This window comes from Curvibacter sp. AEP1-3, assembly GCF_002163715.1.
Classification (GTDB): domain Bacteria; phylum Pseudomonadota; class Gammaproteobacteria; order Burkholderiales; family Burkholderiaceae_C; genus Allorhodoferax.
This window is the reverse complement of record NZ_CP015698.1, coordinates 3,631,883-3,655,844: the sequence shown is the minus strand read 5'-3', so window position 1 is coordinate 3,655,844 and position 23,962 is coordinate 3,631,883. Positions and strand designations below refer to the sequence as shown.

The 23,962-nt window shown below is 58.4% G+C and carries 35 protein-coding genes; 4 read left to right on the top strand and 31 right to left on the bottom strand.

What is annotated here, in order from left to right; genetic code table 11:
* Nucleotides 1-47 precede the first annotated feature (47 nt).
* Genes AEP_RS17185 through petA form a run of 3 tightly spaced genes read right to left on the bottom strand, consistent with a single transcriptional unit; the run spans nucleotide 48 to nucleotide 2,862 of the window.
* Nucleotides 48-803: a cytochrome c1 gene (locus AEP_RS17185; RefSeq protein WP_087496520.1), complete on the bottom strand. Its 756-nt coding sequence runs from the start codon at nucleotides 801-803 to the stop codon at nucleotides 48-50.
* An 18-nt stretch (nucleotides 804-821) separates the two neighbouring features.
* The gene (locus AEP_RS17180) at nucleotides 822-2,237 is read right to left on the bottom strand and encodes a cytochrome b (protein ID WP_087496519.1); all 1,416 of its coding nucleotides are present in this window, start codon (nucleotides 2,235-2,237) and stop codon (nucleotides 822-824) included.
* 10 nt (nucleotides 2,238-2,247) lie between these two features.
* Nucleotides 2,248-2,862, bottom strand: coding sequence for a ubiquinol-cytochrome c reductase iron-sulfur subunit (petA, locus tag AEP_RS17175; protein ID WP_087496518.1), 615 nt, complete (start codon nucleotides 2,860-2,862; stop codon nucleotides 2,248-2,250).
* A 153-nt stretch (nucleotides 2,863-3,015) separates the two neighbouring features.
* On the opposite strand from petA, the gene mscL reads away from it, so the two are divergent.
* Nucleotides 3,016-3,450 (top strand): large conductance mechanosensitive channel protein MscL, encoded by a 435-nt coding sequence (gene mscL, locus AEP_RS17170; protein ID WP_087496517.1) that lies wholly within the window; start codon nucleotides 3,016-3,018, stop codon nucleotides 3,448-3,450.
* Nucleotides 3,451-3,522: 72 nt separating this feature from the next.
* Here mscL and pdxA read toward each other — a convergent pair whose 3' ends face one another.
* Nucleotides 3,523-4,569, bottom strand: a complete 1,047-nt coding sequence (pdxA, locus tag AEP_RS17165) for a 4-hydroxythreonine-4-phosphate dehydrogenase PdxA (protein WP_087496516.1) — start codon at nucleotides 4,567-4,569, stop codon at nucleotides 3,523-3,525.
* The gene (locus tag AEP_RS17160; RefSeq protein WP_087496515.1) at nucleotides 4,566-5,321 is read right to left on the bottom strand and encodes a Nif3-like dinuclear metal center hexameric protein; all 756 of its coding nucleotides are present in this window, start codon (nucleotides 5,319-5,321) and stop codon (nucleotides 4,566-4,568) included. The genes pdxA and AEP_RS17160 overlap by 4 nt, the downstream gene beginning before the upstream one ends.
* On the opposite strand from AEP_RS17160, the gene AEP_RS21315 reads away from it, so the two are divergent.
* Together AEP_RS21315 and AEP_RS17150 are read left to right on the top strand one after the other, a co-directional pair.
* Nucleotides 5,307-5,495 (top strand): hypothetical protein, encoded by a 189-nt coding sequence (locus AEP_RS21315; RefSeq protein ID WP_157673200.1) that lies wholly within the window; start codon nucleotides 5,307-5,309, stop codon nucleotides 5,493-5,495. The genes AEP_RS17160 and AEP_RS21315 overlap by 15 nt on opposite strands.
* Before the next feature lie 305 nt (nucleotides 5,496-5,800).
* A complete protein-coding gene (locus AEP_RS17150) occupies nucleotides 5,801-6,943 on the top strand; it encodes a S1C family serine protease (protein ID WP_087496513.1) in 1,143 nt (380 codons plus the stop codon).
* Between the two features lie 33 nt (nucleotides 6,944-6,976).
* Here AEP_RS17150 and tatC read toward each other — a convergent pair whose 3' ends face one another.
* The 14 genes from tatC to AEP_RS21160 form a co-directional block, all read right to left on the bottom strand.
* Nucleotides 6,977-7,762: a twin-arginine translocase subunit TatC gene (tatC, locus tag AEP_RS17145; RefSeq protein WP_087496512.1), complete on the bottom strand. Its 786-nt coding sequence runs from the start codon at nucleotides 7,760-7,762 to the stop codon at nucleotides 6,977-6,979.
* A 21-nt stretch (nucleotides 7,763-7,783) separates the two neighbouring features.
* Nucleotides 7,784-8,227, bottom strand: a complete 444-nt coding sequence (tatB, locus tag AEP_RS17140; protein ID WP_087496511.1) for a Sec-independent protein translocase protein TatB — start codon at nucleotides 8,225-8,227, stop codon at nucleotides 7,784-7,786.
* A gap of 11 nt (nucleotides 8,228-8,238) precedes the next feature.
* On the bottom strand, nucleotides 8,239-8,472 hold the full coding sequence (tatA, locus tag AEP_RS17135; protein WP_087496510.1) for a Sec-independent protein translocase subunit TatA: 234 nt from the start codon (nucleotides 8,470-8,472) through the stop codon (nucleotides 8,239-8,241).
* A gap of 47 nt (nucleotides 8,473-8,519) precedes the next feature.
* Nucleotides 8,520-8,897: a histidine triad nucleotide-binding protein gene (locus AEP_RS17130; RefSeq protein ID WP_087496509.1), complete on the bottom strand. Its 378-nt coding sequence runs from the start codon at nucleotides 8,895-8,897 to the stop codon at nucleotides 8,520-8,522.
* Nucleotides 8,894-9,295: a DUF4870 family protein gene (locus tag AEP_RS17125; RefSeq protein ID WP_087496508.1), complete on the bottom strand. Its 402-nt coding sequence runs from the start codon at nucleotides 9,293-9,295 to the stop codon at nucleotides 8,894-8,896. The genes AEP_RS17130 and AEP_RS17125 overlap by 4 nt, the downstream gene beginning before the upstream one ends.
* A 9-nt stretch (nucleotides 9,296-9,304) precedes the next feature.
* Nucleotides 9,305-9,685 (bottom strand): phosphoribosyl-ATP diphosphatase, encoded by a 381-nt coding sequence (locus AEP_RS17120; RefSeq protein WP_087496507.1) that lies wholly within the window; start codon nucleotides 9,683-9,685, stop codon nucleotides 9,305-9,307.
* Between the two features lie 16 nt (nucleotides 9,686-9,701).
* Nucleotides 9,702-10,115, bottom strand: coding sequence for a phosphoribosyl-AMP cyclohydrolase (gene hisI, locus AEP_RS17115; protein ID WP_428984485.1), 414 nt, complete (start codon nucleotides 10,113-10,115; stop codon nucleotides 9,702-9,704).
* Nucleotides 10,116-10,174: 59 nt separating this feature from the next.
* Nucleotides 10,175-10,954, bottom strand: coding sequence for an imidazole glycerol phosphate synthase subunit HisF (gene hisF, locus AEP_RS17110; RefSeq protein WP_087496505.1), 780 nt, complete (start codon nucleotides 10,952-10,954; stop codon nucleotides 10,175-10,177).
* 3 nt (nucleotides 10,955-10,957) lie between these two features.
* Nucleotides 10,958-11,698, bottom strand: coding sequence for a 1-(5-phosphoribosyl)-5-[(5-phosphoribosylamino)methylideneamino]imidazole-4-carboxamide isomerase (hisA, locus tag AEP_RS17105; protein ID WP_087496504.1), 741 nt, complete (start codon nucleotides 11,696-11,698; stop codon nucleotides 10,958-10,960).
* A 68-nt stretch (nucleotides 11,699-11,766) separates the two neighbouring features.
* On the bottom strand, nucleotides 11,767-12,429 hold the full coding sequence (gene hisH, locus AEP_RS17100; RefSeq protein ID WP_087496503.1) for an imidazole glycerol phosphate synthase subunit HisH: 663 nt from the start codon (nucleotides 12,427-12,429) through the stop codon (nucleotides 11,767-11,769).
* Nucleotides 12,429-13,061 (bottom strand): imidazoleglycerol-phosphate dehydratase HisB, encoded by a 633-nt coding sequence (hisB, locus tag AEP_RS17095; protein WP_087496502.1) that lies wholly within the window; start codon nucleotides 13,059-13,061, stop codon nucleotides 12,429-12,431. The genes hisH and hisB overlap by 1 nt, the downstream gene beginning before the upstream one ends.
* Entirely contained in the window at nucleotides 13,058-14,206 is a 1,149-nt protein-coding gene (hisC, locus tag AEP_RS17090) for a histidinol-phosphate transaminase (RefSeq protein WP_087496501.1), read from the bottom strand. The genes hisB and hisC overlap by 4 nt, the downstream gene beginning before the upstream one ends.
* Before the next feature lie 19 nt (nucleotides 14,207-14,225).
* A complete protein-coding gene (locus AEP_RS17085; protein ID WP_232459862.1) occupies nucleotides 14,226-14,690 on the bottom strand; it encodes a PIN domain-containing protein in 465 nt (154 codons plus the stop codon).
* Nucleotides 14,683-14,910 carry a CopG family transcriptional regulator gene (locus AEP_RS21160; protein WP_232459861.1) on the bottom strand — a complete coding sequence of 76 codons (228 nt, stop codon included), beginning with the start codon at nucleotides 14,908-14,910 and terminating at the stop codon, nucleotides 14,683-14,685. The genes AEP_RS17085 and AEP_RS21160 overlap by 8 nt, the downstream gene beginning before the upstream one ends.
* A gap of 300 nt (nucleotides 14,911-15,210) precedes the next feature.
* Between AEP_RS21160 and AEP_RS17080 the strand changes: the two genes are divergently transcribed.
* The gene (locus AEP_RS17080) at nucleotides 15,211-15,612 is read left to right on the top strand and encodes a GFA family protein (protein ID WP_087496500.1); all 402 of its coding nucleotides are present in this window, start codon (nucleotides 15,211-15,213) and stop codon (nucleotides 15,610-15,612) included.
* A 107-nt stretch (nucleotides 15,613-15,719) separates the two neighbouring features.
* Here AEP_RS17080 and AEP_RS17075 read toward each other — a convergent pair whose 3' ends face one another.
* The 12 genes from AEP_RS17075 to AEP_RS17020 form a co-directional block, all read right to left on the bottom strand.
* Nucleotides 15,720-16,106, bottom strand: a complete 387-nt coding sequence (locus AEP_RS17075; protein ID WP_087496499.1) for a hypothetical protein — start codon at nucleotides 16,104-16,106, stop codon at nucleotides 15,720-15,722.
* Nucleotides 16,107-16,135: 29 nt separating this feature from the next.
* Nucleotides 16,136-17,452 carry a histidinol dehydrogenase gene (gene hisD / locus AEP_RS17070; RefSeq protein ID WP_087496498.1) on the bottom strand — a complete coding sequence of 439 codons (1,317 nt, stop codon included), beginning with the start codon at nucleotides 17,450-17,452 and terminating at the stop codon, nucleotides 16,136-16,138.
* Nucleotides 17,453-17,471: 19 nt separating this feature from the next.
* On the bottom strand, nucleotides 17,472-18,110 hold the full coding sequence (hisG, locus tag AEP_RS17065; RefSeq protein ID WP_087497402.1) for an ATP phosphoribosyltransferase: 639 nt from the start codon (nucleotides 18,108-18,110) through the stop codon (nucleotides 17,472-17,474).
* Nucleotides 18,111-18,148: 38 nt separating this feature from the next.
* Nucleotides 18,149-18,391 (bottom strand): BolA family protein, encoded by a 243-nt coding sequence (locus tag AEP_RS17060; RefSeq protein ID WP_087496497.1) that lies wholly within the window; start codon nucleotides 18,389-18,391, stop codon nucleotides 18,149-18,151.
* Between the two features lie 7 nt (nucleotides 18,392-18,398).
* Nucleotides 18,399-19,154, bottom strand: coding sequence for an ABC transporter permease (locus AEP_RS17055; RefSeq protein WP_087496496.1), 756 nt, complete (start codon nucleotides 19,152-19,154; stop codon nucleotides 18,399-18,401).
* Complete coding sequence (locus AEP_RS17050; protein ID WP_087496495.1) at nucleotides 19,151-20,077, bottom strand: ABC transporter ATP-binding protein; 927 nt, start codon at nucleotides 20,075-20,077, stop codon at nucleotides 19,151-19,153. Before AEP_RS17050 ends, AEP_RS17055 begins: the two co-directional genes overlap by 4 nt.
* Nucleotides 20,078-20,106: 29 nt before the next feature.
* Entirely contained in the window at nucleotides 20,107-20,373 is a 267-nt protein-coding gene (locus AEP_RS17045) for an STAS domain-containing protein (protein WP_087496494.1), read from the bottom strand.
* Nucleotide 20,374: 1 nt separating this feature from the next.
* Nucleotides 20,375-20,977, bottom strand: a complete 603-nt coding sequence (locus tag AEP_RS17040) for an MlaC/ttg2D family ABC transporter substrate-binding protein (protein WP_442873372.1) — start codon at nucleotides 20,975-20,977, stop codon at nucleotides 20,375-20,377.
* Nucleotides 20,978-21,086: 109 nt separating this feature from the next.
* On the bottom strand, nucleotides 21,087-21,800 hold the full coding sequence (locus AEP_RS17035) for an MlaA family lipoprotein (RefSeq protein WP_087496492.1): 714 nt from the start codon (nucleotides 21,798-21,800) through the stop codon (nucleotides 21,087-21,089).
* A complete protein-coding gene (gene mlaD / locus AEP_RS17030) occupies nucleotides 21,797-22,276 on the bottom strand; it encodes an outer membrane lipid asymmetry maintenance protein MlaD (protein WP_087496491.1) in 480 nt (159 codons plus the stop codon). The genes AEP_RS17035 and mlaD overlap by 4 nt, the downstream gene beginning before the upstream one ends.
* A gap of 10 nt (nucleotides 22,277-22,286) precedes the next feature.
* Nucleotides 22,287-23,069, bottom strand: coding sequence for a lipid asymmetry maintenance ABC transporter permease subunit MlaE (gene mlaE / locus AEP_RS17025; protein WP_087496490.1), 783 nt, complete (start codon nucleotides 23,067-23,069; stop codon nucleotides 22,287-22,289).
* A complete protein-coding gene (locus AEP_RS17020) occupies nucleotides 23,066-23,905 on the bottom strand; it encodes an ABC transporter ATP-binding protein (RefSeq protein ID WP_087496489.1) in 840 nt (279 codons plus the stop codon). Before AEP_RS17020 ends, mlaE begins: the two co-directional genes overlap by 4 nt.
* Nucleotides 23,906-23,962 lie beyond the last annotated feature (57 nt).

The following is a 23,962-nucleotide window of genomic DNA, read 5'->3' as shown; positions in this document are numbered from 1 at the left end:
GAACCTGTCGCTGTCCGCCGGCTAGGACGGCACGACAGCCGGAAGATTTACTTCACGTCCTTCCAGAACGCGGCATTCAAACGCCATGCAAACAAGGTCAAAACCGACAAGAACAATAGGACCCATACCCCAACGCGAACACGGGTGTTTTGCGCAGGTTCTGCCATCCACTGCAAGTAGTTGACCAAATCACCAATGGTTTGGTCGTACTGAGCAGGTGTCATAGTGCCGGGTGTGACTTGCTGCCAACCCTTGAACACGTGCTCCTCATGGCCGTGATTTTCTACTGTTTCGTAGATTGGAACACGCTTGCCCTGCAACTCCCAGAGCACATGTGGCATACCCACATTCGGGAACGCTAGGTTGTTCCAACCGGTTGCCTTGGTGTCATCTGCGTAATAAGTGCGCAAATAGGTGTAGAGGTAATCAGCACCGGTACCACCCGCACCTGCACGTGAGCGTGCAATCACGGTCAAATCGGGCGGGTTCGCTCCAAACCACTCTTTGGCTTGGCGAGGATCAATCGCCGCCTTCATGGTTTCACCCACTTTTTCGGTAGTGAACAACAGGTTGTCTTTGATCTGTTGATCTGTGAGCCCGATGTCTTTCAACCGGTTGAAGCGCATGAATGCAGCGGAGTGGCAATTCAAGCAGTAGTTCACAAACACTTTGGCGCCATTTTGCAAGGAAGCCAAGTCATTGGTCTTGGAGGGCGCCTTGTCCCAGGCGATCCCGCCGCTACTGGCGTGGACTCCGGAAACCACTCCCAGAACCAATGCCAAAGACAGAATAATTTTTTTCATAAATTGTTTCTCCGGCGCTCAATGAGCTGCAAATGTCACGCGGGAAGGCACTTGCTTGCTCTCGCCAATCGTGCTCCACCAAGGCATCAACAAGAAAAAGCCGAAGTAGAACAAGGTGCCCACTTGCGAGACGCGTTCACCGATCGGGGAAGGTGGTTGCACGCCCAGATAAGCGAGAACAACAAAATTGATCACGAAGATGCCATACAGGTACTTATGCCAATCAGGGCGATACCGGATCGACTTGACTGGGCTGTTGTCGAGCCAAGGCAAGAAGAACAGGATAACCACTGCACCACCCATCACCACGACACCCCAGAACTTGGCGTCGATAGACAGCATGGCGACGGAGACCACCACAGCAGCGCCGACGATTGCACCCTTGAATATGTTGGGCAGCTTGGCTTTGATCACACCAAAGGCCGCCGCACCGATCACGCAGGCAATCAGTGCGTACATCATTTCACTGGTGATCGCACGAAGCATGGAGTAGAAGGGCGTGAAGTACCAGACCGGCGCAATGTGCGCTGGGGTCTTCAGGGGGTCAGCTGGAATAAAGTTGTTGTATTCCAAGAAGTAGCCACCGAATTCAGGCGCGAAAAAGATGATGGCTGTGAAGACCATCAGGAACATGCTGACAGCAAAAATGTCATGCACGGTGTAGTAGGGATGGAATGGAACGCCATCCAGAGGGTGCCCTTGGGCGTCGCGGGGAGCGTTGGGACCCTTGATCTCTACGCCATCCGGATTGTTGGATCCAACATCATGCAGAGCCAACAAGTGCGCGACCACCAAGCCCAACAAAACCAAGGGGACAGCGATCACGTGGAAACTGAAGAAGCGGTTCAGGGTGGCATCACCGACCACGAAATCACCGCGAATCAACAAAGCCAAGTCAGGTCCGACCAATGGCACTGCAGCGAACAAGTTCACAATCACTTGAGCACCCCAGTACGACATTTGGCCCCAGGGCAACAGGTAGCCCATGAAAGCTTCTGCCATCAGGCACAAGAAAATTGCGCAACCGAAGATCCAAACCAATTCACGGGGCTTGCGGTAGCTTCCGTAGATCAAGCCACGGAACATGTGCAGGTACACCACAACGAAGAAGGCGGATGCCCCTGTGGAGTGCATGTATCGGATCAGCCAGCCCCACGGAACATCGCGCATGATGTATTCCACAGAACCGAAAGCCAGATTCGCATCCGGCTTGTAGTGCATCACCAAGAAGATGCCCGTAACGATCTGGATCACCAGCACTAGGAGTGCCAGTGAGCCGAAGATGTACCAGAAGTTAAAGTTCTTCGGAGCGTAGTACTCCGACATGTGCACCTTGTAGGCGTCGAAAGCAGTGGGGAACCGGTTCTCAAACCAGTTGGTCACCTTTTCGCCGGCAGACGCGTTCGGGGAAATGTCCTTGAATTCACGGGCCATGTCTTAATCCTCAAGCTTTCTTGTCTTCACCGATCAGCAACTTGCTGTCGGACAGGAACATGTGCGGCGGCACTTCGAGGTTGTCTGGTGCAGGCTTGTTTTTGAACACGCGACCGGCCATATCGAACGTGGAACCGTGGCAAGGGCACAAAAAGCCACCTGCCCAGTTATCCGGCAAAGAAGGCTGAGCCCCAGTCTGGAACTTGTCCGAGGGAGAGCATCCCAAATGGGAGCAGATACCCACCGCCACGAAGAACTCCGGCTTGATGGAGCGGCCTTCGTTGCGTGCGTATTCGGGAGTCAATTCTGAGGGCTTGCGCTCAGACTTAGGGTCTGCCAACAAGGCATCGTTGCCAGGCAGTGCGGCAACCTGCTCAGGGGTACGGCGAACAATCCAGACCGGCTTGCCGCGCCATTCAACGGTAATTTTTTCACCGGGCTTGAGACCCGCGATGTCCACTTCCACTGCAGCACCGGCCGCTTTTGCGCGCTCCGAGGGCTGGAATGTACTCACGAAGGGAATGGCGGTGGCTACACCGCCTACTGCACCAGCGCAACCGGATGCTATCAACCAAGTCCGTTTGCTGGAGTCGATCTTTTTGCTGTCGACAAGTGTTTCACTCATGAGAATCCTCAATGAACATCGCTAGTAGGGTAGACGGGAATTGTAGCTGAGAGCTGTAGGGTTATTCAACGCGGCCGGCATATGGCTCCACGGGTCTTGTGACCCCGTTTTCGGGGATACTTCCGGTTTTAACAATTTGAGGAGTCCGCTTCCATGGGTATGTTGCAAGAATTCAAAGAGTTCGCCATCAAAGGCAACGTGGTCGACTTGGCTGTGGGTGTGATCATCGGTGGAGCTTTTGGCAAGATCGTCGACTCTGTAGTTGGCGACCTGATCATGCCCCTGGTCGGCGCAGTGGTCGGCAAACTGGACTTCTCCAACCTGTTTTTGGTGCTCGGCAGCGTTCCGCCCGGCACAGGAACAACACTGGATGCGCTCAAAAAAGCCGGCGTCCCTGTCTTCGCTTATGGCAGCTTTATCACCGTTGCCGTGAACTTTGCCATTCTGGCGTTCATCATCTTCCTGATGATCAAGCAGATCAACCGCCTGAAGAAGGAAGCTCCCGCTCCGGTAGCAGAACCCGCACCTGTGGTGACTCCGGAGGATGTGCTGTTGCTCCGCGAAATCCGCGACAGCCTGAAAAAGTAATCCGGAACCACCAGGCAGCTGCTATAAATTTAGTAGCTGCTTGCGCATTACCCACAGGCGTCGGAAGCCGATTTAAGTCAAATTTGCGAGGCGCTTGGCCATGCGGACTGCCTCGATCAAGCTTTCCGCACTGGCGAGCCCCCGGCCGGCAATGTCAAACGCTGTGCCGTGGTCCGGACTGGTACGGACCAGCGGCAAGCCCAGGGTCACATTCACACCCTGCTCTACGCCCATGTATTTCACAGGGATCAATCCTTGGTCGTGGTACATCGCCACGACCACGTCAAACTCACCGGGATGATCATCAGCGTGGCGTGCTCGCATGAATACGGTATCCGGCGCGATGGGCCCGTGAACTTCAGCACCTTCTGCACGCGCCGCTGCGATCGCAGGCGAGATCGTCTCAATCTCTTCCCGGCCAAACAAGCCACCCTCCCCCGCATGCGGATTCAAACCGGCCACCGCGATACGCGGCTCGCGCCCCAGCACATCCCGCAAAGCCATGCGGGTAATGCGTATGGTTTCCAGCACATTGTCAAACGTCACTGCATCCAAGGCTTCCCGCAACGACACATGGATGCTGACGAGTACTGTCCGCAAAGCCTCGTTGGCTAACATCATGCGCATCGGCATTTCTGCGATGGATACGTTACGGGCTACTGCAGCCCGCGCCTGCAAAAGCTCGGTATGTCCGGGGTAATTGTCGTAGGGCTTACCCGCCGCACTTAGGGCCTCTTTGTGAATCGGAGCAGTGACCAAGGCGGCAATCTCGCCTTTTAAGGCCGCATCAGCCGCCCAAGTAACGCAGCGCCCGGCAAATTCTCCGGCACAAGCCTGCACTTGCCCCATGGCAACCGGCGCCAACGCATCGCCGATCTGCAGCACGGGAATGCAACGCGGGGGCGCAAGCAGAGCCTCCTCAGGAGTACTGATCTGAAAAACTGGCAACTGCGCCTGTCCGACGGCGACCTGCTGCGCGGCCCGCCGCATGGCCTGCACATCCCCGGCCACAAAACAGGCGCGCAGGACTTCAGGCTCCTCGCGGAAAGCCTTGGCAATGATTTCAGGGCCTATACCCGCAGCGTCACCCATGGTGACGGCAATAGTGTGTGATTTCATGCGGGGTTCGGAATATCGATAAAGGTGTGACGGATTCCGAAATCCGCCGCCATTTTGGACGCCACAGCTGGTGCTCCGTAGCGCTCACTGGCGTGGTGCCCGCAGGCGATGTAAGACACACCGCATTCGCGTGCATAGTGGGCTTGGGGTTCAGATATTTCCCCGGTAATGAATACCTGCGCCCCGGCTGCAATGGCGGGTTCAAAGTAGCCTTGCGCCCCTCCGGTGCACCAGCCCACCAGGCTCACGGGGCCTCGCCGGCCAGACACCAAGGTTACGGGCCGATCCAGGACTGCTTCCACGTGCTGCGCCAGTGCGGCGTCTGACTCCCACGCGCCGGAGGACGAACTCCCCAAGAGCCCCAGCGATTGCTCGCCGAAGCTGGCGTGTGATTGCAGACCGAGAAGCCGCCCCAATTGTGTGTTGTTACCCAGCACCGGATGTGCATCCAGCGGCAGGTGGTAGGCGAACAAATTGATGTCATGAGAAAGCAGCAAAGAAAGACGCTTACGCATCCAGCCACTCACCTGGCCGTCGAAGCCTTTCCAGAACAAACCATGGTGCACCAGGATGGCATCTGCGCCGCAGTCTATGGCTGCCTGAATCAACGCCTCGCTCGCCGTGACGCCGGAAACCAGGTGTCGAATGTCTGTTCGTCCCTCAACCTGCAGCCCGTTATGGCAATAGTCTTTGAAACGCTCGGGTTGCAGCAGCGTCTGAAGGGATTGGAGAAGTGCGTGGCGTTCAATCATGAGTTGGCGGACTTGTTCGTCTCCGTTTTGTTCGGCTGGATTGTCCCAGACGGGCTCGCCACTTCCAGCGTGCTGTCACACCCCGAGCCGGCCGATATCCAACGGGGGGCGAGCCTTCGTAGCAAAGAAGCCAATGGTTTCTTTGCAAACTGCATCCACCGCGGCAAGCAATGACCCAACATGTGTTGAGGCTCGGTCAACGCGCCACAGCGATAAACATGCTCTTCTTCCACCCAAAGAAGCGCCTCGCACGCTCCTGTTCGACGCCTGCTCAACACCATCCCCACAGGACAGGGTTCCGCCAGACAGCAAACGCCGCATCCATTGCAGACCGCACCCCATGCCGGCTTGGCGGGGGCCTCAGGCTGGATAAAGATGATGCTGCGGGGTTTCGCCATAAATCAGGGTAAACGCAAAGCTTAGCAGCCTACAATTTGCGCAAAGCACGCACTGTTGTGTGCCCATTGGTGAGTGATTGCATGAAAAGACTTTGGTTGCTGTTTTCCCAAACCTGCACGGTGCTGTTGGCAGCCTACTTTGTGGTGGCCACCTTGAAACCGCAATGGATCGGCCACGGCAGCGGAGCACGGGGGGCCATCTCCCTCTTTGAGACACCCGCACCGGCAGCAGGCGAAATTCCTCCCGGCAGCCTTCGCGCCGCTGCACAAAAAGCCTCCTCGGCCGTAGTGAGCATCAACACCAGCAAAGCGGCCGTCAAGAACCCCAACGCCAACGACCCGTGGTTCCGCTTCTTCTATGGCGACCAGGGTGACGAACCACAGGGAGGACTGGGCAGCGGCGTCATCGTCAGCCCCGAGGGCTACATCCTGACCAACAACCACGTGATTGAAGAGGCCGACGAGATTCAGGTGTTCTTCAATGACGGACGTAAGGCACCTGCCAAGGTCATCGGTACGGACCCGGACAGCGATCTTGCCGTGCTGAAAGTGGAAATGGACAAACTGCCCACCATCGTGCTTGGCAACTCTGACTCCTTGCAGGTAGGTGACCAAGTGCTCGCCATCGGGAACCCCTTCGGTGTCGGCCAGACCGTGACCAGCGGCATCGTCAGTGCGCTGGGCCGCAACCAACTCGGCATCAACACTTTTGAAAACTTTATACAAACAGACGCTGCCATCAACCCCGGCAACTCCGGCGGCGCATTGGTCGACACCAACGGCAATTTGCTGGGTATCAACACGGCCATTTATTCACGCTCAGGCGGCAGCATGGGCATTGGCTTTGCCATTCCGGTCGCTACCGCCAAGCAAGTGCTCGAAGACATTGTGAAAGACGGCAAAGTCACCCGTGGCTGGATCGGTGTGGAGCCCAACGACCTGTCTGCCGAATTGGCTGAGACCTTTGATGTCAAAACCAAAGAAGGGGTCATCATCACCGGCGTATTGCAGAACGGCCCGGCCGCGCAAGCAGGCATCCGCCCTGGCGATGTCATCGTGAGCATTGCCGGGAAACCGGTGCCGGACGTAACCCAACTGCTGTCCTTGGTATCTTCGTTGAAGCCAGGCACTGAGGCGAGCTTTGTGGTCCAACGCAAAGACGAGACCTTGAAGCTCAAACTCACACCCGGCGTCCGTCCCAAGCCCAAAGCGCAGAAGCGCTAAACAAAAAAGCCCCCGATTCCGGTGGCTTGTAGCCTAGGTCGTGGAGCTCTTCTCTTCGGGTGCCTGAGTGTGTTTGATAAACACCTGCGCTGCCCAGATACCGATTTCATACAAGATGCACATCGGGATGGCCAGTGCCAACTGAGACACCACATCCGGCGGCGTCACGATGGCCGCCACTACAAACGCCAACACAATGAAGTAGCTGCGGAAAGCCTTGAGCTTTTCGATGCTCACCAAGCCCATGCGTGCCAGTACCACCACGACAACAGGCACCTCGAAAGCGAGGCCGAATGCCAAGAACATCGACAGTACGAAGTCTAAGTAGTACTCAATATCCGGAGTGGCTGAGATGCTCTTGGGCGCAAAGCTTTGAATGAACTTGAAGACCTGCCCGAAAACGAAGAAATAACAGAACGCGACACCCACGAAAAACAACAAAGTGCTGGATATCACCAAAGGCAAGACCAGCTTCTTTTCATGGCTGTACAGACCCGGAGCCACAAAAGCCCAGAGCTGCCAGAGGACTACCGGCAACGCCAGCAAAAATGCTGTCATCAGCATGATCTTCAGCGGCACCAGAAACGGGGAGATCACCGACGTCGCAATCAGTTTGCCGCCCGCGGGCAAAGTGGCTACCAGCGGCTGTGCGAGGATGTCATAGAGTGCCGCTGGACCGGGGTACAAAGCCAAGAGGGCTAACGCAACGCCCACCGCAATAAGGGCTTTGACCAGACGGTCACGGAGCTCCATCAAATGCTGGACGAAAGGCTGCTCGGTGCCTGCAAGCTCGTCTTGCGGTTGATTTTCAGTGGACATGGGAAAAAATTTGGGCGCCGCTCAATGGGCGCGGGGTGGACGGAACCGGGCCACCCGTGCAGCCCCTGACAACGCGCGGGTGCGCACGCCATTGCGGGCCTTGTACCAGTGCGGCATGGCCCCCTGCTTGAGGCGCCACTTCTTGTTCGGGTGTTTGTAGGCGGGCACTTCGGGCTCCAGCGCCGCGTCAGTCGCATCGGTCCATGACTTCTCAAAGTCGCTGGCCGAGGTCTGGATAGAGTTCTCCACATTACGCGCCGCGTCTTCCACGGTTTCGCGCATTTTTTTCAACTCATCCAGATCCATGGAGCGGTTGACCTCGGCCTTCACGTCAGCCACATAACGCTGCGCTTTGCCGAGCAAAGCGCCCACGGTGCGGGCGACGCGGGGAAGCTTCTCCGGCCCGATGACGATCAGCGCCACCGCGCCGATCAGCGCCATTTTGGAAATTCCGAGATCAATCACGCAGGACTAACTCAGTTCTTTTGCTTGGCTTCCACGTCGATCGTGGTTTTTTCAGAAGCGTTGGCCACTTGCTGCGCAGGGGCAGCGGGTTTGTCATCCGGTGTAGAGCCGTCTTTCATGCCGTCTTTGAAACCCTTGACCGCACCGCCCAGATCAGAACCGATGTTCTTGAGCTTCTTGGTACCGAAGACCATGACCACGATCAACAGAACGATCAACCAGTGCCAGATAGAAAATGAACCCATGATGTACTCCTAACGATTAATTGAATTCTAGTCCCCGCCGGGGAGACTCAACCCCGCAGCCAAGGGCGCGGACCGCCCATGACATGAAAATGCAAGTGATGGACTTCCTGCCCGCCTTCCAGGCCGGTATTGGTTACCAGACGGTAGCCGCCTTCGGGGTAAGGGTTGCACCCTTCCTGCAAAGCCAGTTTGGGAACCAGGGCCATCATGTGACCCATCAGGGCATGATGCTCGGCGCCTACGTGAGCCATGCTCGGAATGTGCGCCTTGGGGATTAGCAAAAAGTGCACCGGCGCCCAGGGGTTAATGTCGTGGAAAGCATAGACATGCTCGTCCTCGTACACCGCCTTGGACGGGATCTGCTTGGCCACGATTTTGCAAAAAATGCAGTTCGGATCGTGGGCGCTGTGGGTGTGCTCGCTCATGCACCAATCTCCTGACCTTTGTTCATTGCCACAAAGCCCGTCACGATACGGTAGAGAAACCACACAGATATGACAGCCCAGGCAATCGCTCCGGGAAAGTAGAACAACAAAAACAGCGGAAATGTCAGCAAGTAGGCCAGCCCCGCAAAAATGACAGAACGGATGCGCCACCGGAAGTGCGATGCATGCCAGGTGCCCGCTGCGTCTTCGCGCTTGACCATGTCCAGAATCAAGGCAACAACCAGCAAGGTCATGCCGAACTGCCCACCGGGAATGAACGCTGCCACTGCCACGATGAGGTGCAGCACATAGCTGATGGTGCCTATGGTGTTGAGCCCCTGCAACTTGAGCAACAGGGCTTGGTCCGGCGTAGCGGGAGTGGTGAAATCCTGGCTCATGGCGACTCCTTATTTGGATTCTGCTTCACGGGCGACTGCCTTGCGCAAGGCCTTTTCTTCCAGTCCGCTGGTGCCCAGGCGGCGCTCCAGTTCGGTGATGACGTCAGCAGGGCTCAGGCCGTAATGGGATAGCGCCACCATGCTGTGGAACCACAGGTCTGCCATTTCGTAGACGATCTTGGCTTTGTCACCGCCATGGTCCGCGTCTTTGGCGGCCAGCACCACTTCGGTGGCTTCTTCACCGATTTTCTTCAAAAAAGCGTCAGGGCCTTTGTGCAGCAGGCGGGCCACATAGCTGGCTTCCGGGTCACCCCCATTAGCGGCTTTGCGGCTCTCGATGACTGCCGCCAAATGGGCCAGCGAGTCTTGAGAAGTGGGCTTGTCATGCATAGCTTGAGTACGCGCTTTATTTGTAAATGGATTCAGGGTCTTTGAGCACAGGGTCCACCGCCTGCCATACACCGTCTTTCAACACACTGAAGAAACAGCTGTGGCGGCCGGTGTGGCAAGCGATGCCGGGCTCGTGGCCAAGCTGGGTCACTTTGAGCAAGATAACGTCACTGTCACAGTCCATGCGGATTTCATGGACTTTCTGCACATGGCCGGACTCCTCGCCCTTGAACCAGAGCTTGTCCCGCGAACGGCTGAAATACACCGCCTGCCCCAGTTCCACCGTCTTTTGCAAAGCTTCGCGGTTCATCCACGCGAACATAAGCACATCACCGCTGCTTTGCTCTTGGGCGATGACAGGCACCAGACCCTTGGAGTCCCAGCGGATGTGCTTGATCCAGCTCACTGGAGGGTTTGTCGGAGATTCCATTTGCTATTTCTTTGATAGCTGCTCGCGCAGCATTGACGGACGCCAGAGGCCAAAAACACTTAAATTCTGACTGGAATGCCCCGCTCCGCCATGCGCGCTTTGGCTTGGCCTACTGTGTATTCACCGTAGTGGAAAATGCTGGCAGCCAACACCGCATCGGCACCGCCCTGCTGCACACCGTCTGCTAGGTGGTCGAGGTTACCCACACCGCCGCTGGCAATCACCGGCACGCTGATGGCATCAGCCACTGCGCGTGTCAGAGCGAGGTCAAAACCGCTTTTGGTGCCATCGCGGTCCATGCTGGTCAACAGGATTTCGCCAGCGCCGCGCCGGGCCATCTCGGTCGCCCAGGCCACAGCATCGAGGCCGGTGTTTTTGCGGCCGCCATGGCTGTACACATCCCAACCGGGGCCACGGACCAAGGCGTCTTCTTCGGAGCGGCGCTTGGCATCTATGGCCACCACAATGCACTGCGCGCCATACTTGAGCGAGGCGTCTTCAATGACTTGCGGGTTGGCTATGGCCGCGGAGTTGAAACTGGTTTTGTCAGCGCCGGCATTCAGCAGACGGCGTACATCGTCCACAGTACGCACGCCGCCACCGACGGTAAGCGGAATGAACACCTGGGAGGCCACCGCCTCAATGATGTGCAGGATCAGGTCACGGCCATCACTGGTCGCGGTGATGTCGAGAAACGTGAGTTCGTCAGCGCCCTGGTCGTTATAGCGGGCGGCAATTTCCACCGGGTCTCCGGCGTCTCGCAGCTCGACAAAGTTGACGCCTTTGACGACGCGACCGCCGGTCACGTCCAGGCAAGGAATGATTCTTTTGGCTAACACTGTTTAGCCGTTCAACTCGTCAGCGCGTTGCTGTGCTTTTTCGAAGTCGAGATCGCCGCTGTAAATCGCGCGGCCACAGATCACACCTTCTACGCCTTCGTCCTCTACTTCGCACAAAGCTTCGATATCAGCCATGTTGGACAGGCCACCGGATGCGATCACGGGGATGGTCAGCGCTTGGGCAAGCTTGACCGTGGCGTCGATGTTGATGCCCGAGAGCATGCCGTCGCGGCCGATGTCGGTGTAGATGATGGACTCGACACCGTAGTCTTCAAACTTCTTGCCTAGGTCCACCACATCGTGGCGGGTGAGCTTGCTCCAGCCGTCGGTGGCTACTTTGCCGTCACGTGCGTCCAGGCCCACGATGATGTGGCCGCCGAACGCGGTGCAGGCGTCCTGCAAAAAGCCGGGGTTCTTGACCGCTGCGGTGCCGATGATGACGTAGCGCAACCCGGCGTCCAAGTAGCGCTCGATGGTGTCCAGATCGCGTATACCGCCGCCCAGCTGCACGTCGATTTCGCTTCCCACTTCCTTGAGGATCTTACGGATGGCCTGCTCGTTCTTGGGGTGACCGGCAAAGGCGCCGTTCAAATCCACCAGATGGAGGCGACGCGCGCCCTTGTCGACCCAGCTCCGGGCCATGACCGAAGGGTCTTCGCCAAAGGTAGTGGATTGGTCCATATCGCCTTGTTTGAGGCGAACGCAGTGGCCGTCTTTGAGGTCAATCGCAGGAATTAAAAGCATGGTGCTTCAGGGTTGGAGGGAAAAGAGAGTCGCTTTGCCAGGTGCAGAGATGCGGCAAGGATAAAGATTCAAGGGTTCCAGTGCAGGAAGTTGCGGTACAGGGCCAAACCGTGTTCAGCGCTTTTCTCGGGGTGGAATTGTGTTGCGAAAATATTATCGCGCGCAATCGCACAGGAGAAGCGTTGGCCATAGTCGGTCTCGCCCGCGCTGTGGCGCGCATCTGACGGTCGGGCGTAGTAGCTGTGCACAAAGTAGAAGTAGCTGCCATCCGGCACATCGCCCCACACCGGATGGCGCGTGGCGGCATCTTGGCCGCCGCTTTGCCACACGCGGTTCCAGCCCATTTGGGGTACTTTGAAGCGGCTGCCGTCAGCTTGCAGCTGACCGGCGAGGTCAAACTTGACCACTTCGCCAGGAATCAAGCCCAAACAAGGAGTATCCAGCTCTTCCGAGTGATCCAGCAGCATTTGCATGCCCACGCACACCCCCATCAAGGGTTTGTGCGCTGCAGCGTGCATCACGGCGTCGAACATGCCGGAATCATGCAACTCGCGCATGCAATCGCGCATGCCACCCTGGCCGGGCAGCACCACGCGCTCGGCATCCATCACTTCTTGCGGGGTGCGGGCCCAAACGACCTCGACACCGGTGCCCTCGGCCACGTGCATCACCGCCTGGGTGACGGAGCGCAAATTGCCCATGCCGTAATCAACGACAGCGACCTTTTTCATCAGAGCGAACCTTTGGTGGAGGGAATCACACCCAATGCGCGCGGGTCGAACTCCAGAGCAGAGCGCAGTGCCCGGGCAAAAGCCTTGAAAACGGTCTCGGCCTGGTGGTGGGCGTTCTCGCCCTTGAGGTTGTCAATGTGCAGGGTCACCGAGGCGTGGTTCACAAAGCCTTGGAAGAACTCGTGCGTGAGCTGGGTGTCAAACGCTCCGATCATGCCGCTCTTGAAGGGCACATGCATTTCCAACTGCGGGCGGCCGGAAAAGTCGATCACTACGCGGCTCAGCGCTTCGTCCAAGGGCACATAAGCGTGGCCATAACGGCGGATGCCTTTCTTGTCGCCCACCGCCTTGGCAAAGGCCTGACCCAGGGTGATGCCCACATCTTCCACCGTGTGGTGCCCGTCGATGTGCAAGTCGCCTTCGGCTTCGATGTCGAGGTCAATCAACCCGTGGCGGGCGATCTGGTCGAGCATGTGGTCGAAAAAGCCGATGCCGGTGGACAGGCGGCTCACACCCGTGCCGTCCAGGTTCACTCGCACGCGAATTTTGGTTTCAGCAGTGTTGCGGGACACTTCGGCAATGCGCGCGGGCATGGAGGCGGGGACTTCGGTGATCGGGTAATTGGTGCTCATAAGGTTTCCTGCAAGGCCTGAATCAGTCGGGCGTTTTCTTCGGCGGTGCCGACGGTCAAACGCAAACAGCGGGCCAGCAATGGGTGCATTTTAGAAACGTTCTTGACCAGCACCCCGCGCGCCTTCAATCCGTCGAATGTTTTTTGCGCAGCATCGTCCGAGCCGGGGAAGCGCACCAGCACCATGTTGGCATCGCTGTCCCACGCTTTCACACCGGGCATCGCACGCAACGCTCCTAAAAGAATAGCGCGTTGCGCACATATCTCTTGGGCTTGCACGGCAAAAGCATCTTGATGCTCTAGGGCAAACAAGGCGCACTCGTAGTTCAGCACGCTGATGTTGTACGGCGGGCGCACCTTGTCCACCTGCGCAATCAGCGCAGCCGGCCCCACCATGTAGCCCAAGCGCACACCGGCCAGGCCGAACTTGCTCAGGGTGCGCATCAGCACCACATGGGGATGGGTGGCGGGGTTGGCACGGATCACGTCCATGTAGGTGCTGCTGGAAAACGGTTGGTAGGCCTCGTCCACCGCCACGATGCTCCCGGCCTGCCTGGCTGCGGCAATCACGGTGGCCATGGCGTCGGCATCCCACAAATTGGCGGTGGGGTTGTTGGGGTAGGCCAGGTACACGATGGCGGGCTGCTTCTCGACAATGGCCTGCACCATGGCAGGCACATCGAGGGCAAAGTCTTCAGTCAGCGGCACGCCCACAAAGTCCAGCCCCTGCAGCTGGGCGCTCATGGCGTACATCACAAAGCCGGGCGTGGGCGCCAGCACCACGGGGCGGGCCTCGCCGGGCTGGGCGGGTACGTCGCAGGCCATGGAGAGCAGAGAGATCAGCTCGTCCGAACCATTACCCAGCATGATGTCGTGGCCTGCGGGCATGCCCACGTACTGCGCCAAGGCGGTGCGCAAGTCGTTGACCCGGCCATCGGGGTAGCGGTTGAGCGCCAGCGCGCCCAGGCGCTGGCCCAACTCGGCTTGCAGTTCAGGTGGCAGGGAAAACGGGTTTTCCATGGCATCGAGCTTGACCATGTCTTTGGAATCCTGGACCGCGTAGGCATGCATGCCCTGCACGTCCTGGCGGATGCGGCGCGCAATAAGCGCCTGAACGTCAGCAGCAAAGTCGGCAGAGGTAGTCATGCGAGGGCTTTCAAAAAAACTAGTCGGCCAGCGCCAAGTCGGCAGGCGTGGCTTGCAAAGGATTCAGGATGGTGATGCCGTCGATTTGCTGGCCGTGCTGCAGATCGAAGGACAGCACGTGGCTCGCACCGCTCTGCGCGGCGGCGGCGACGATAAGCGCATCCCAATACGGCAGGCCAAAGCGGGCTTCCACGCCCCAGGCGGTTTCTACTGTCTGGTGGTCAATCTGCCAGGGCTGCCAGAGCTGGTAGCGGCGCAGCTTGGCGCGTGCATCGCCCTGTGGCATAGCGAAGTGGCGGGTGGCACCCACGTAATAGGCGTTGAGCACCTGCGTGCTTAAGCGCCCTGCCCTGCGCTGCCACAAGGCCTGCAGCCATTCGCGCACACGGGTTTGGCGAGGAGCATCGAACGCATCATCGGCGGCCAACAGCACGTTGGTGTCGACAAAGACGATGGCGCCGGAGGTGTCGAGCGGGCTAGCCATTGTGTTGCTGGCCCCGTGCCGGGTAAGCCTTGCCACCCGAGCTGAAGCTGGAGGTATCCGCCACCCAATCGCGCTGGGCTCGGGCATAGGCGTCGTCGTGTTGCATCTTCTCGGTCAACATCTCGCCCACCAGCCGCGACACACTGGTATTGCGGCGCGCCGCCTCGATCCGCACCCATTCTAGGGTGGCGTCTTCGACGGTGATGGTGACGTTTTTCATCTTGAGGCCAGTTTACACGAAATTCGTGTTGCACGAAGTTCGTGTGAATTTTCAACTGTTTGTTTTCGTTGACATTCCGTTCCGTCTCAATGGCTCGTCGGCAAGGTTGGGCATGCGTTTCGCAATGACCACTCAACTGAACCAAGGCTCCACTCCGAATGAGCGCCTGAACAAAGCAAAAGTGGGTTTGTCGCCGGAGATTCATCAAGCCCGGATACCCTACCGGGTTGCAGCCGCTCAGATCAGAGGGTGACCTCTGCATGCAAAACCGACGATCCACATCGACCCGCGAAGGCCCTCATGACCAGACAAGTAGGCTCCGTTGAGATCAGGGCCAAGCACCGTGCCTCATGCCACTGTGGAGCCGTGGTACTCGAGCTTGATTTGCCGGATGGAATCGTGAATGCGCGGCGTTGCAACTGCTCCATCTGCAAGCGAAAAGGCGCTGCGGTGGCATCGGTACCCGTCACGGGCCTGAGAGTTCTTCAGGGGGCGGAATCACTCCAGCTCTACCAGTTCAACACACGGTCTGCCAAACATTACTTTTGCAAGGTATGTGGCATCCACACGCACAACCAGAGCCGGTCCCAGGCCGGACAGTACGCCTACAACGTGGGATGCTTGGAAGACGTCAATCCACATGAGCTTGGAACGCTACCCGTCAGTGACGGGGTGAACCATATCGCGGACCGCAAGGCCTGAAAATCTACTTCACCCGCTAGAAAAAGAATATCTTTTTTAGCCGCTAGCGCCCAGCGCATATGCCGGAGTAGCTACCGAATTGATAGCAAATCCATTGCCCCAACGCCTCAGAGGCAGGGGTACACCGTCCCCAGCGCATTCACCATCACCAGCTGCACCGGCATGTCGGCCTCATACAGGTCGGCGTTGCGCTTCAGTTCGGTGGTGTACAGGTTCTTGGCCATGCTGGGCTCCAGACGGCGGCCATTGAGGCAGATGCTGGCGCTGGCACCTGCGCGTACCGCTTGGGTGTGGGCCTCGAGCGCGCCTTCCATGACACCGACCAGGTAGTAGTCGGTATAGGTGCTGCCTTGCTTTTCCGTCTTCTCCAAGGCCCGCATTTCGCGGATCGTCATGGCCTGGGCCGTCGAAACTGCGACAAGGCCCAGAACAAAACACGCAGCCGCTTGCCGCAGTGTGGAGAAGGCGTGGGGAGTATGAAGTGTGGTGCGCATGTGGATTGGTCGTCCTGATACGCCCATTCTTACTTCAATCGCATTTCCGCCGCACGTGCATGGGCTTGCAGGCCCTCGCCATGCGCCAGCACAGAGGCAATCTGCCCCAACGCTTGGGCGCCCTGCTCGCTCACCTCGATGAGGCTGCTGCGCTTCTGAAAGTCGTATACGCCCAGCGGGCTGCTAAATCGCGCAGTGCCACTGGTAGGCAGCACGTGGTTGGGGCCGGCGCAGTAGTCGCCCAGGCTCTCGGAGGTGTAGGCGCCCAGGAAGATCGCACCGGCGTGCTTGAGCAGAGGTTCCCACTTATGGGGGGCGTTGCTGGAGACCTCCAAATGCTCGGGCGCAATGCGGTTGCTAATCTCGCAGGCCTCTTCCATGCTGCGGGTCTGGATCAAGGCGCCACGGCCAGTGAGGCTTTTGGCAATGATCTCGGCGCGTGGCATTTCGGGCAGCAGGCGGTTGATGCTTTGCTGCACTTGTTCGATGTAGGCCGCGTCCGGGCACAGCAAAATGCTTTGCGCCAGCTCGTCATGCTCGGCTTGGCTGAACAAATCCATGGCCACCCAGTCCGGGGGGGTGGTGCCGTCGGCCAGCACCAGAATCTCGCTAGGGCCGGCAATCATGTCGATGCCCACGGTACCGAACACGCGGCGCTTGGCGGCGGCCACATAGGCGTTGCCGGGGCCGGTGATTTTGTGCACGGCAGGGATGGTGGCGGTGCCATAGGCCAATGCGGCCACCGCTTGCGCGCCGCCGATGGTGAACGCACGCGTCACGCCGGCCACATAGGCGGCGGCCAGCACCAGGGCATTCTTTTCACCTTTAGGCGTAGGTACTACCATGATGATTTCGCCGACCCCTGCTACGTGGGCAGGGATGGCGTTCATCAACACGCTGCTGGGATAAGCCGCTTTGCCGCCGGGCACATAAATGCCCACGCGGTCCAAGGGCGTGACCTTTTGGCCCAAGAGCGTGCCGTCTTCGTCGCGGTAGCTCCAGCTCTCGCCAGAGGCCTTCTTTTGCGCTTCGTGGTAGCTGCGCACCCGCTTTGCGGCCGCCTCCAGCGCAGCACGCTGATCTGCGGGAATACTGTCGAAAGCCGCCTTGAGCTCGGCCTGGGTCAGCTCCAACGCCTTCATGTCGGTGACGTTCAGGCCATCGAAACGGGCGGTGTACTCCAGCACCGCCGCATCGCCACGCTGCTGCACGTCAGCCAGGATGTCGGCCACACGCTGCTCGATAGCCGCATCGGTATCCGCAGACCAATGCAAGCGCGCCTTGAATTGCGCTTCAAATGCGGCATCAGCGGTGGATAGACGTGCGGGAGCAGCTACAAAAGTCATAGCAAATGGAATTCCGAGGTTATGGGGCTACGGCGCCTGCAAACGCGTCGATGATCTTGCGGATAGGTTCTTGTTTGAGCTTGAGCGCAGCTTGGTTGACCACCAGGCGGGAACTGATGTCCATGATGCGCTCCACCTCGACGAGGTGGTTGGCCTTGAGCGTGTTGCCGGTGGACACCAGATCCACAATCGCGTCGGCCAGGCCGACCAAGGGAGCCAACTCCATGCTGCCGTAGAGCTTGATCAGATCCACGTGCACGCCCTTGCTGGCAAAGAAGTCACGGGCAATGGCCACGTATTTCGTTGCCACTTTCAGGCGGGAGCCCTGCTTGACGGCAGACGCATAGTCAAAGTCCGCGCGCACTGCCACGCTGATGCGGCACTTGGCAATTTGCAAATCCAGCGGCTGGTACAGGCCTTGGCTGCCGTGTTCCAGCAATGTGTCTTTGCCGGTAATGCCGAGGTCGGCGCCACCGTACTGCACATAGGTGGGCACGTCGGTCGCACGGACCACCAACACCCTCACGTTGGGCTGGTTGGTTTCCAGAATCAATTTGCGGGACTTCTCGGGGTCGTCCAGCACTTCAATACCAGCAGCTTTGAGCAGCGGCACGGTTTCTTCAAAAATGCGGCCTTTGGACAGGGCCAGGGTGATCATGTCTGCGCTCATGGCGGGCTCTCGGGGTTGCGTGCGCCTCAGGCGGACTGGGCTGCCCATTCGGTGGGCGAGAAGGTTTTCATGGACAAGGCGTGCACCTCGTCGGTTTGCATGCGGTTGCCCAGGGTGGCGTAGACCAGCCGTTGGCGCTGCACCAGGCGTTTGCCTTCAAATTCAGGCGACACGATGGTGGCGTACCAGTGGCGGCCATCGCCTTCGAGCGCGCAATGGTCGCAGGCGAGGCCTGCGGTGATGATGGCTTGGAGTTGGTCTGCGGTCATAGGAATCTCAGCTGCGGATTTTGTAGCCGCTGCGCAGCAGTTGAAGGGCAATCAGGCTCACCACCACGGTGGCACCACCGACGACAGCAAGGCTCATCCACGGGGACACGTCGCTGATGCCGAAGAAGCCGAAACGGAAGCCGTCGATCATGTAGAAAAACGGGTTGAAGTGACTCACCCCTTGCCAGAACGCAGGCAAGGAATGGATGGAATAAAACACGCCGCTCAAGAACGTCATGGGCATGACCACAAAGTTCTGGAAGGCGGCAAGCTGGTCAAACTTCTCGGCCCACAGGCCTGCAATCAAGCCCAGTGCGCCCATCAGGGTAGCGCCCAGCACGGCGAACACCAGAATCCAGACAGGCGCCGCATAGCTCATGGGCGCAAAAAATGCTGCCACCACAAACACCCCCAGCGCCACAACCAAACCGCGAATCACAGCGGCACCCACATAGGCAACAAACCAGTTGAAATACGACAGGGGCGTCAGCAAAAGGAACACCAGATTCCCCATGACCTTGCTCATGATGAGCGAGGACGAGCTGTTGGCAAATGCGTTCTGCAACAAGCTCATCATGGCCAGGCCCGGCACCAGAAAGGCGGTGTAACTGACCTGGTCGTACACCTTCACATGGCTCTCCAGTGCGTGGCCGAAGATCAGCAGGTACAGCATGGCGGTCAGCACTGGCCCGGCAATGGTTTGGGCCGCAACCTTCCAGAAGCGCAGGGTCTCTTTGTAGAGCAGAGTTTGCCAGCCGTTCATGCCTGTGCTCCTTGCTGGTTCATGACATCGAGGAACACATCCTCCAGATCGGCTTTGCGGATCTCCACGTCATCCACCGTGACGCCGGCCTGACGCACCGCGGCGAGGTAGTTTTCAATTTCGAGCGCGTTGTTGGCTGGCAACTGAACAATACGGCCGGTGATGCGGGCACGTGCAGCGAGTTCAGGAGGCAGCACATCGGCCGTCTTGAAGCGCAGCACATTGCTGCTGGCCGCCTTGAGCAGGTCGCTGGTTTTGTCCAAAGCCACAATGCGGCCGGTCTTGAGCATGGCAATGCGCCCGCACAAGGCTTCGGCCTCTTCCAGATAGTGGGTGGTCAGCAACACGGTGCTGCCCTGTTTGTTGAGGTTGGCGACAAACTGCCACAGCGTCTGGCGCAGTTCCACATCCACACCCGCGGTGGGTTCATCCAGCACGATGACGGGCGGCTTGTGCACCAAGGCCTGCGCCACCAACACACGGCGCTTCATGCCACCGGAGAGTTGGCGCATGTTGGCGTTGGCCTTGTCGGCCAGGCCCAGGCCTTCCAGCAGCTCATCTACCCAAGCGTCGTTATTCCTAAGCCCGAAATAACCGGACTGGATGCGCAGCATCTCGCGCACATTGAAGAAGGGATCAAACACCAGCTCTTGTGGCACCACACCCAGCTTGCGGCGAGCGTCGGCGAAATCGCTTTGCACGTCGCTGCCCAGCACTTGCACACTGCCACTCGTGGGGCGGGACAGGCCCGCGAGCATGCTGATCAGGGTTGTTTTGCCAGCACCGTTGGGCCCGAGAAGACCAAAAAACTCGCCCTCTTCGATGTTGAGACTGACGTTATCGACTGCCTTGAAGGTGGTGCCTTTCGGCCCCTTGGGCAAGGGATACGTCTTGGAGATGGATTGGAAGGAGATGGCGGGCATAAAGAACCCGCGATTTTACGCTGCCGACTTCAGGCGGGCTTGAGCAGAGCGTCAATCCCGTACAGGGCGGCCAGATCGCGCAAACGAGCGGGGAGCTTTTGCACCGCAAATACTTTGCCCGCCTTGGCGCACTCGCGCCGCAACTCCAGCAAGACGGCCAGCGCAGAGGAGTCAAAGCGCTGCAAACGCTCGCCATCGACAACGACGGTCGCAGCTTCGTGCTGCAGTCCGTCGCGAAGCTCCGACAGGCAGGCCGGGGCGACTTCATGTGTCATGGTGGCAGGCAGGTTCAGCACATCAGCCTTTCTTGGCGTTGGCCTTGTTTTGTTCGGCCAAGGCGTCAATCAAACCATCAACACCCTTGGCATTGATCTGCTGGGCAAACTGGCTACGGTAGGTTTCCACCAGCCAGACGCCCAGAACGTTCAGGTTGTAAATCTTCCAGCCGGCGCCCACTCCGGGGGTTTTCTCAAGGCGGTAGTCCAGCTGGATGGGGTCACCCTTACCTTTGATTTCGGTACGAACGATGACTTCTTTATCTTCAGGTGCCATGCGCATAGGCTTCATGGCGATAGTTTGGTCATTGACCTGAGCCAACGCTCCGGCATAGGTGCGAACCAAAAGAATCTTGAATTCGTCTTGTAAGCGCTTTTGCTGCTCGGGCGTCGCCTGGCGCCAGCCCGGCCCCACCGCGGAAGCTGTCATGCGCTGGAAGTTCACGTTGGGCATGATGCGCGTGTCCACCAAGGTCACTATCTTTGCAGTGTCACCGGTACGGATGGATTTGTCTGCCTTGATGGTATCCAGAACATCGACCGACAAGCGCTTGATCAACGCGTCAGGAGCCTCGTCATCGGCATGTGCCGCAGGGGCAAATACCAAGCCTGCAACCAGCGCCATAGAGCTTGCCAACCCCAGAAAACCACGTTTACTCAACATTATTCATTCCCATCAAACGAGTTCAAATTATGCACATCACTCATTCAGTCTGCGCCTACAGCCCCTAACCCTACGGCTCTTGGGGCTCTTCGTCCGGCGGATTGCCGTCATAGACCAAGTACCGCTGTCGCTGCAAATAGCTATCGCGGATGAAGGAGTACCGGTCCAGCGCCGCACCATTGACAACACCCTCAGAATCCAAAAACGTGGACCGCGTGTCCACAAGATCAACCACAGTCAGGCCGGTTCGCGTGCCTTCATCAGCCACCTGATTCACCAAGTTCCCCTGGCGATCCACAGGAAGTGCTGCCACTTCCCGCAAAGTGAAAGGTCCTAGCAAGGGCAACACCACATATGGGCCAGCCCCCACTCCCCAATGCCCGAAAGTGATGTTGAAGTTCGCAGGGTGCCGCTCAATATTCAAATCGCTGGCCACATCGAACAAACCGCCCAATCCGATGGTCGTATTCACCATGACGCGGCCTACGCTATCGCCAAAGGCTTGGCGTCTTAACGTCAGCGCGTTGTTGACCGCCGACCAGACATCGTCAAGATTGGCAAAGAAATTGTTAATGCCTGTTCGCGTCCAGGATGGTAAGGTTTGTTTGTATGCCACTGCAACCGGCTTGATGACCGCGCGATCCACCGCATCGTTGAACCCGAACACCGACCGGTTCATGGACTCCCAAGGGTCACGGGGATCCGGGCTGGCCACCGTAGCGCAGCCTTGCAGTGTGGCAAAAAGGGCCAGCAACGCCAGCCAGCGGAGCGATAGGCGGGTCATTTTGCAGATTTGTCAGTGGGGCCGTCCGCGGCCTTGCTGTAAAGAAACTGGCTGATCAGGTTTTCCAGCACCACGGCGCTTTGGGTGGTGCCGATCACGTCGCCAGCAGCAAGGTTGGCTGCATCAGCACCCGCTTCGATGCCGATGTACTGTTCACCGAGCAGCCCACTCGTCAAAATTTTGAGCGAGCTGTCTTTGGGAAAGGCAAAGCGCTTGTCCATGGACAACTGGACTTTGGCCTGAAAGGTTTTGTCATCGAACCCGATGGACTCCACACGCCCCACCACCACACCGGCACTTTTGACCGCGGCCTTGGGCTTGAGACCGCCGATGTTGTCGAACTTGGCCGTCACCGGGTAACCCTTGTCCACGCTGAAAGACAGGAGGTTTGCCGACTGCAGCGCCAAAAACACTAGCGCCAAAGCCCCCAGCAGCACAAACAGGCCCACCCACACATCATTTTTGGAGCGTTGCATTTTTCTTCCCCTAGATACTGAACATCATGGCGGTAAGGACAAAGTCCAACGCCAGTACGGTGAGCGATGCCACCACCACGGTACGCGTCGTGGCCCGGGCAACGCCCTCGGGTGTTGGCTGCGCCTCGAAGCCCTGCAGCAAAGCAATGAAACTCACTGCAAAACCGAACACCACGCTCTTGATGACGCCATTGCCCACGTCGACCCAGACATCCACACCGCTTTGCATTTGGCTCCAGAACGCGCCTGAGTCAATGCCGATCATGGGCACGCTGACAATCCACCCTCCCAATACGCCGACAGCACTGAACACCGCTGCCAATATAGGCATGGCGATCACCGCACCCCAGAATCGCGGTGCAAGAATGCGCGAGACGGGGTCCACCGCCATCATCTCCATGGCGCTAAGTTGCTCACCCGCCTTCATCAGGCCGATTTCGGCGGTCAAGGAGGTTCCAGCCCTTCCCGCAAACAGCAAAGCAGTCAACACCGGCCCGAACTCACGTACCAGGCTCAGGCTAATCAGCATGCCTACCGAGTCGGCCGCACCGAAGCGCTGCAAGCCATAGTAGTACTGCAAGCCCATCACAAAGCCGACAAACACGCCGGACACCGCGATGATGGCCAGCGAATAGTTGCCCATGAAGTGGATCTGGTCACGCAGCAATGCCGGTCGACGCAACACCGCGCCCAAGGAGGCCACGAGTCGCCCCATCAAGCGCGCACCCGCACCCCAATCCGCCAACTTGCTACGGACAGCAAAACCCAGCTCGGCGGGATGCAAAAACTTCATCGCGCTACCTCTGTTGAGAAGTCGGCCTCTACCGGCACTGCGGGGTAATGGAAGCGTACAGGTCCTTCAGGCAAAGCATTCACAAACTGGTGCACCAACGGATCCGTACTGGCACGCACCTCTTGCGGTGTGCCTTGGGCAGCAATCTTGCCGTTGGCCAACACAATGACCTGATCGGCGATGTGGAAAGTTTCCTCCAGATCGTGCGACACGATGATGCTGGTCAGCCCCATGGCATCGTTCAGTTGGCGGATGAGCCGCGCAGCAGTACCCAGGGAAATCGGATCCAGGCCGGCGAACGGTTCGTCGTACATCACTAACTCGGGGTCCAAGGCAATGGCACGCGCCAGTGCGACGCGACGCGCCATGCCACCGGAGATTTCAGAAGGCATCAAATCTCGCGCGCCTCGCAAGCCCACCGCGTTGAGCTTCATCAGGACGATGTCGCGAACCAGTGCTTCCGATAGACCGGTGTGCTCCCGCAAGGGAAAGGCCACGTTGTCAAACACACTCAAATCCGTGAACAAGGCACCGAACTGGAACAACATGCCCATACGACGGCGGGCAGCATACAAGGCCTCAGAGCCCAGACTAGAAATGTCCTGTGGCACATCACCCGCGTCGGGGCCGTGGAGCAGCACCTGCCCGCTTTGCACCCGGATTTGCCCTCCGATGAGACGAAGCACCGTCGTTTTGCCACCACCAGACGCGCCCATGAGGGCCGTCACCTTGCCGCGCGGCACTGTCAGGGACACGCCATCGAGAATGCGCCGCTCCCCGTATCCAAAGGAAACGTTTTTCAGTTCAACCAGAGCAGAGGAAGGAGTGGTGGCCATAAAAGCAACAAGGCCGGGATGTGCCCGGCCTTGGAATGATAAGGGGGAAAACCCTTA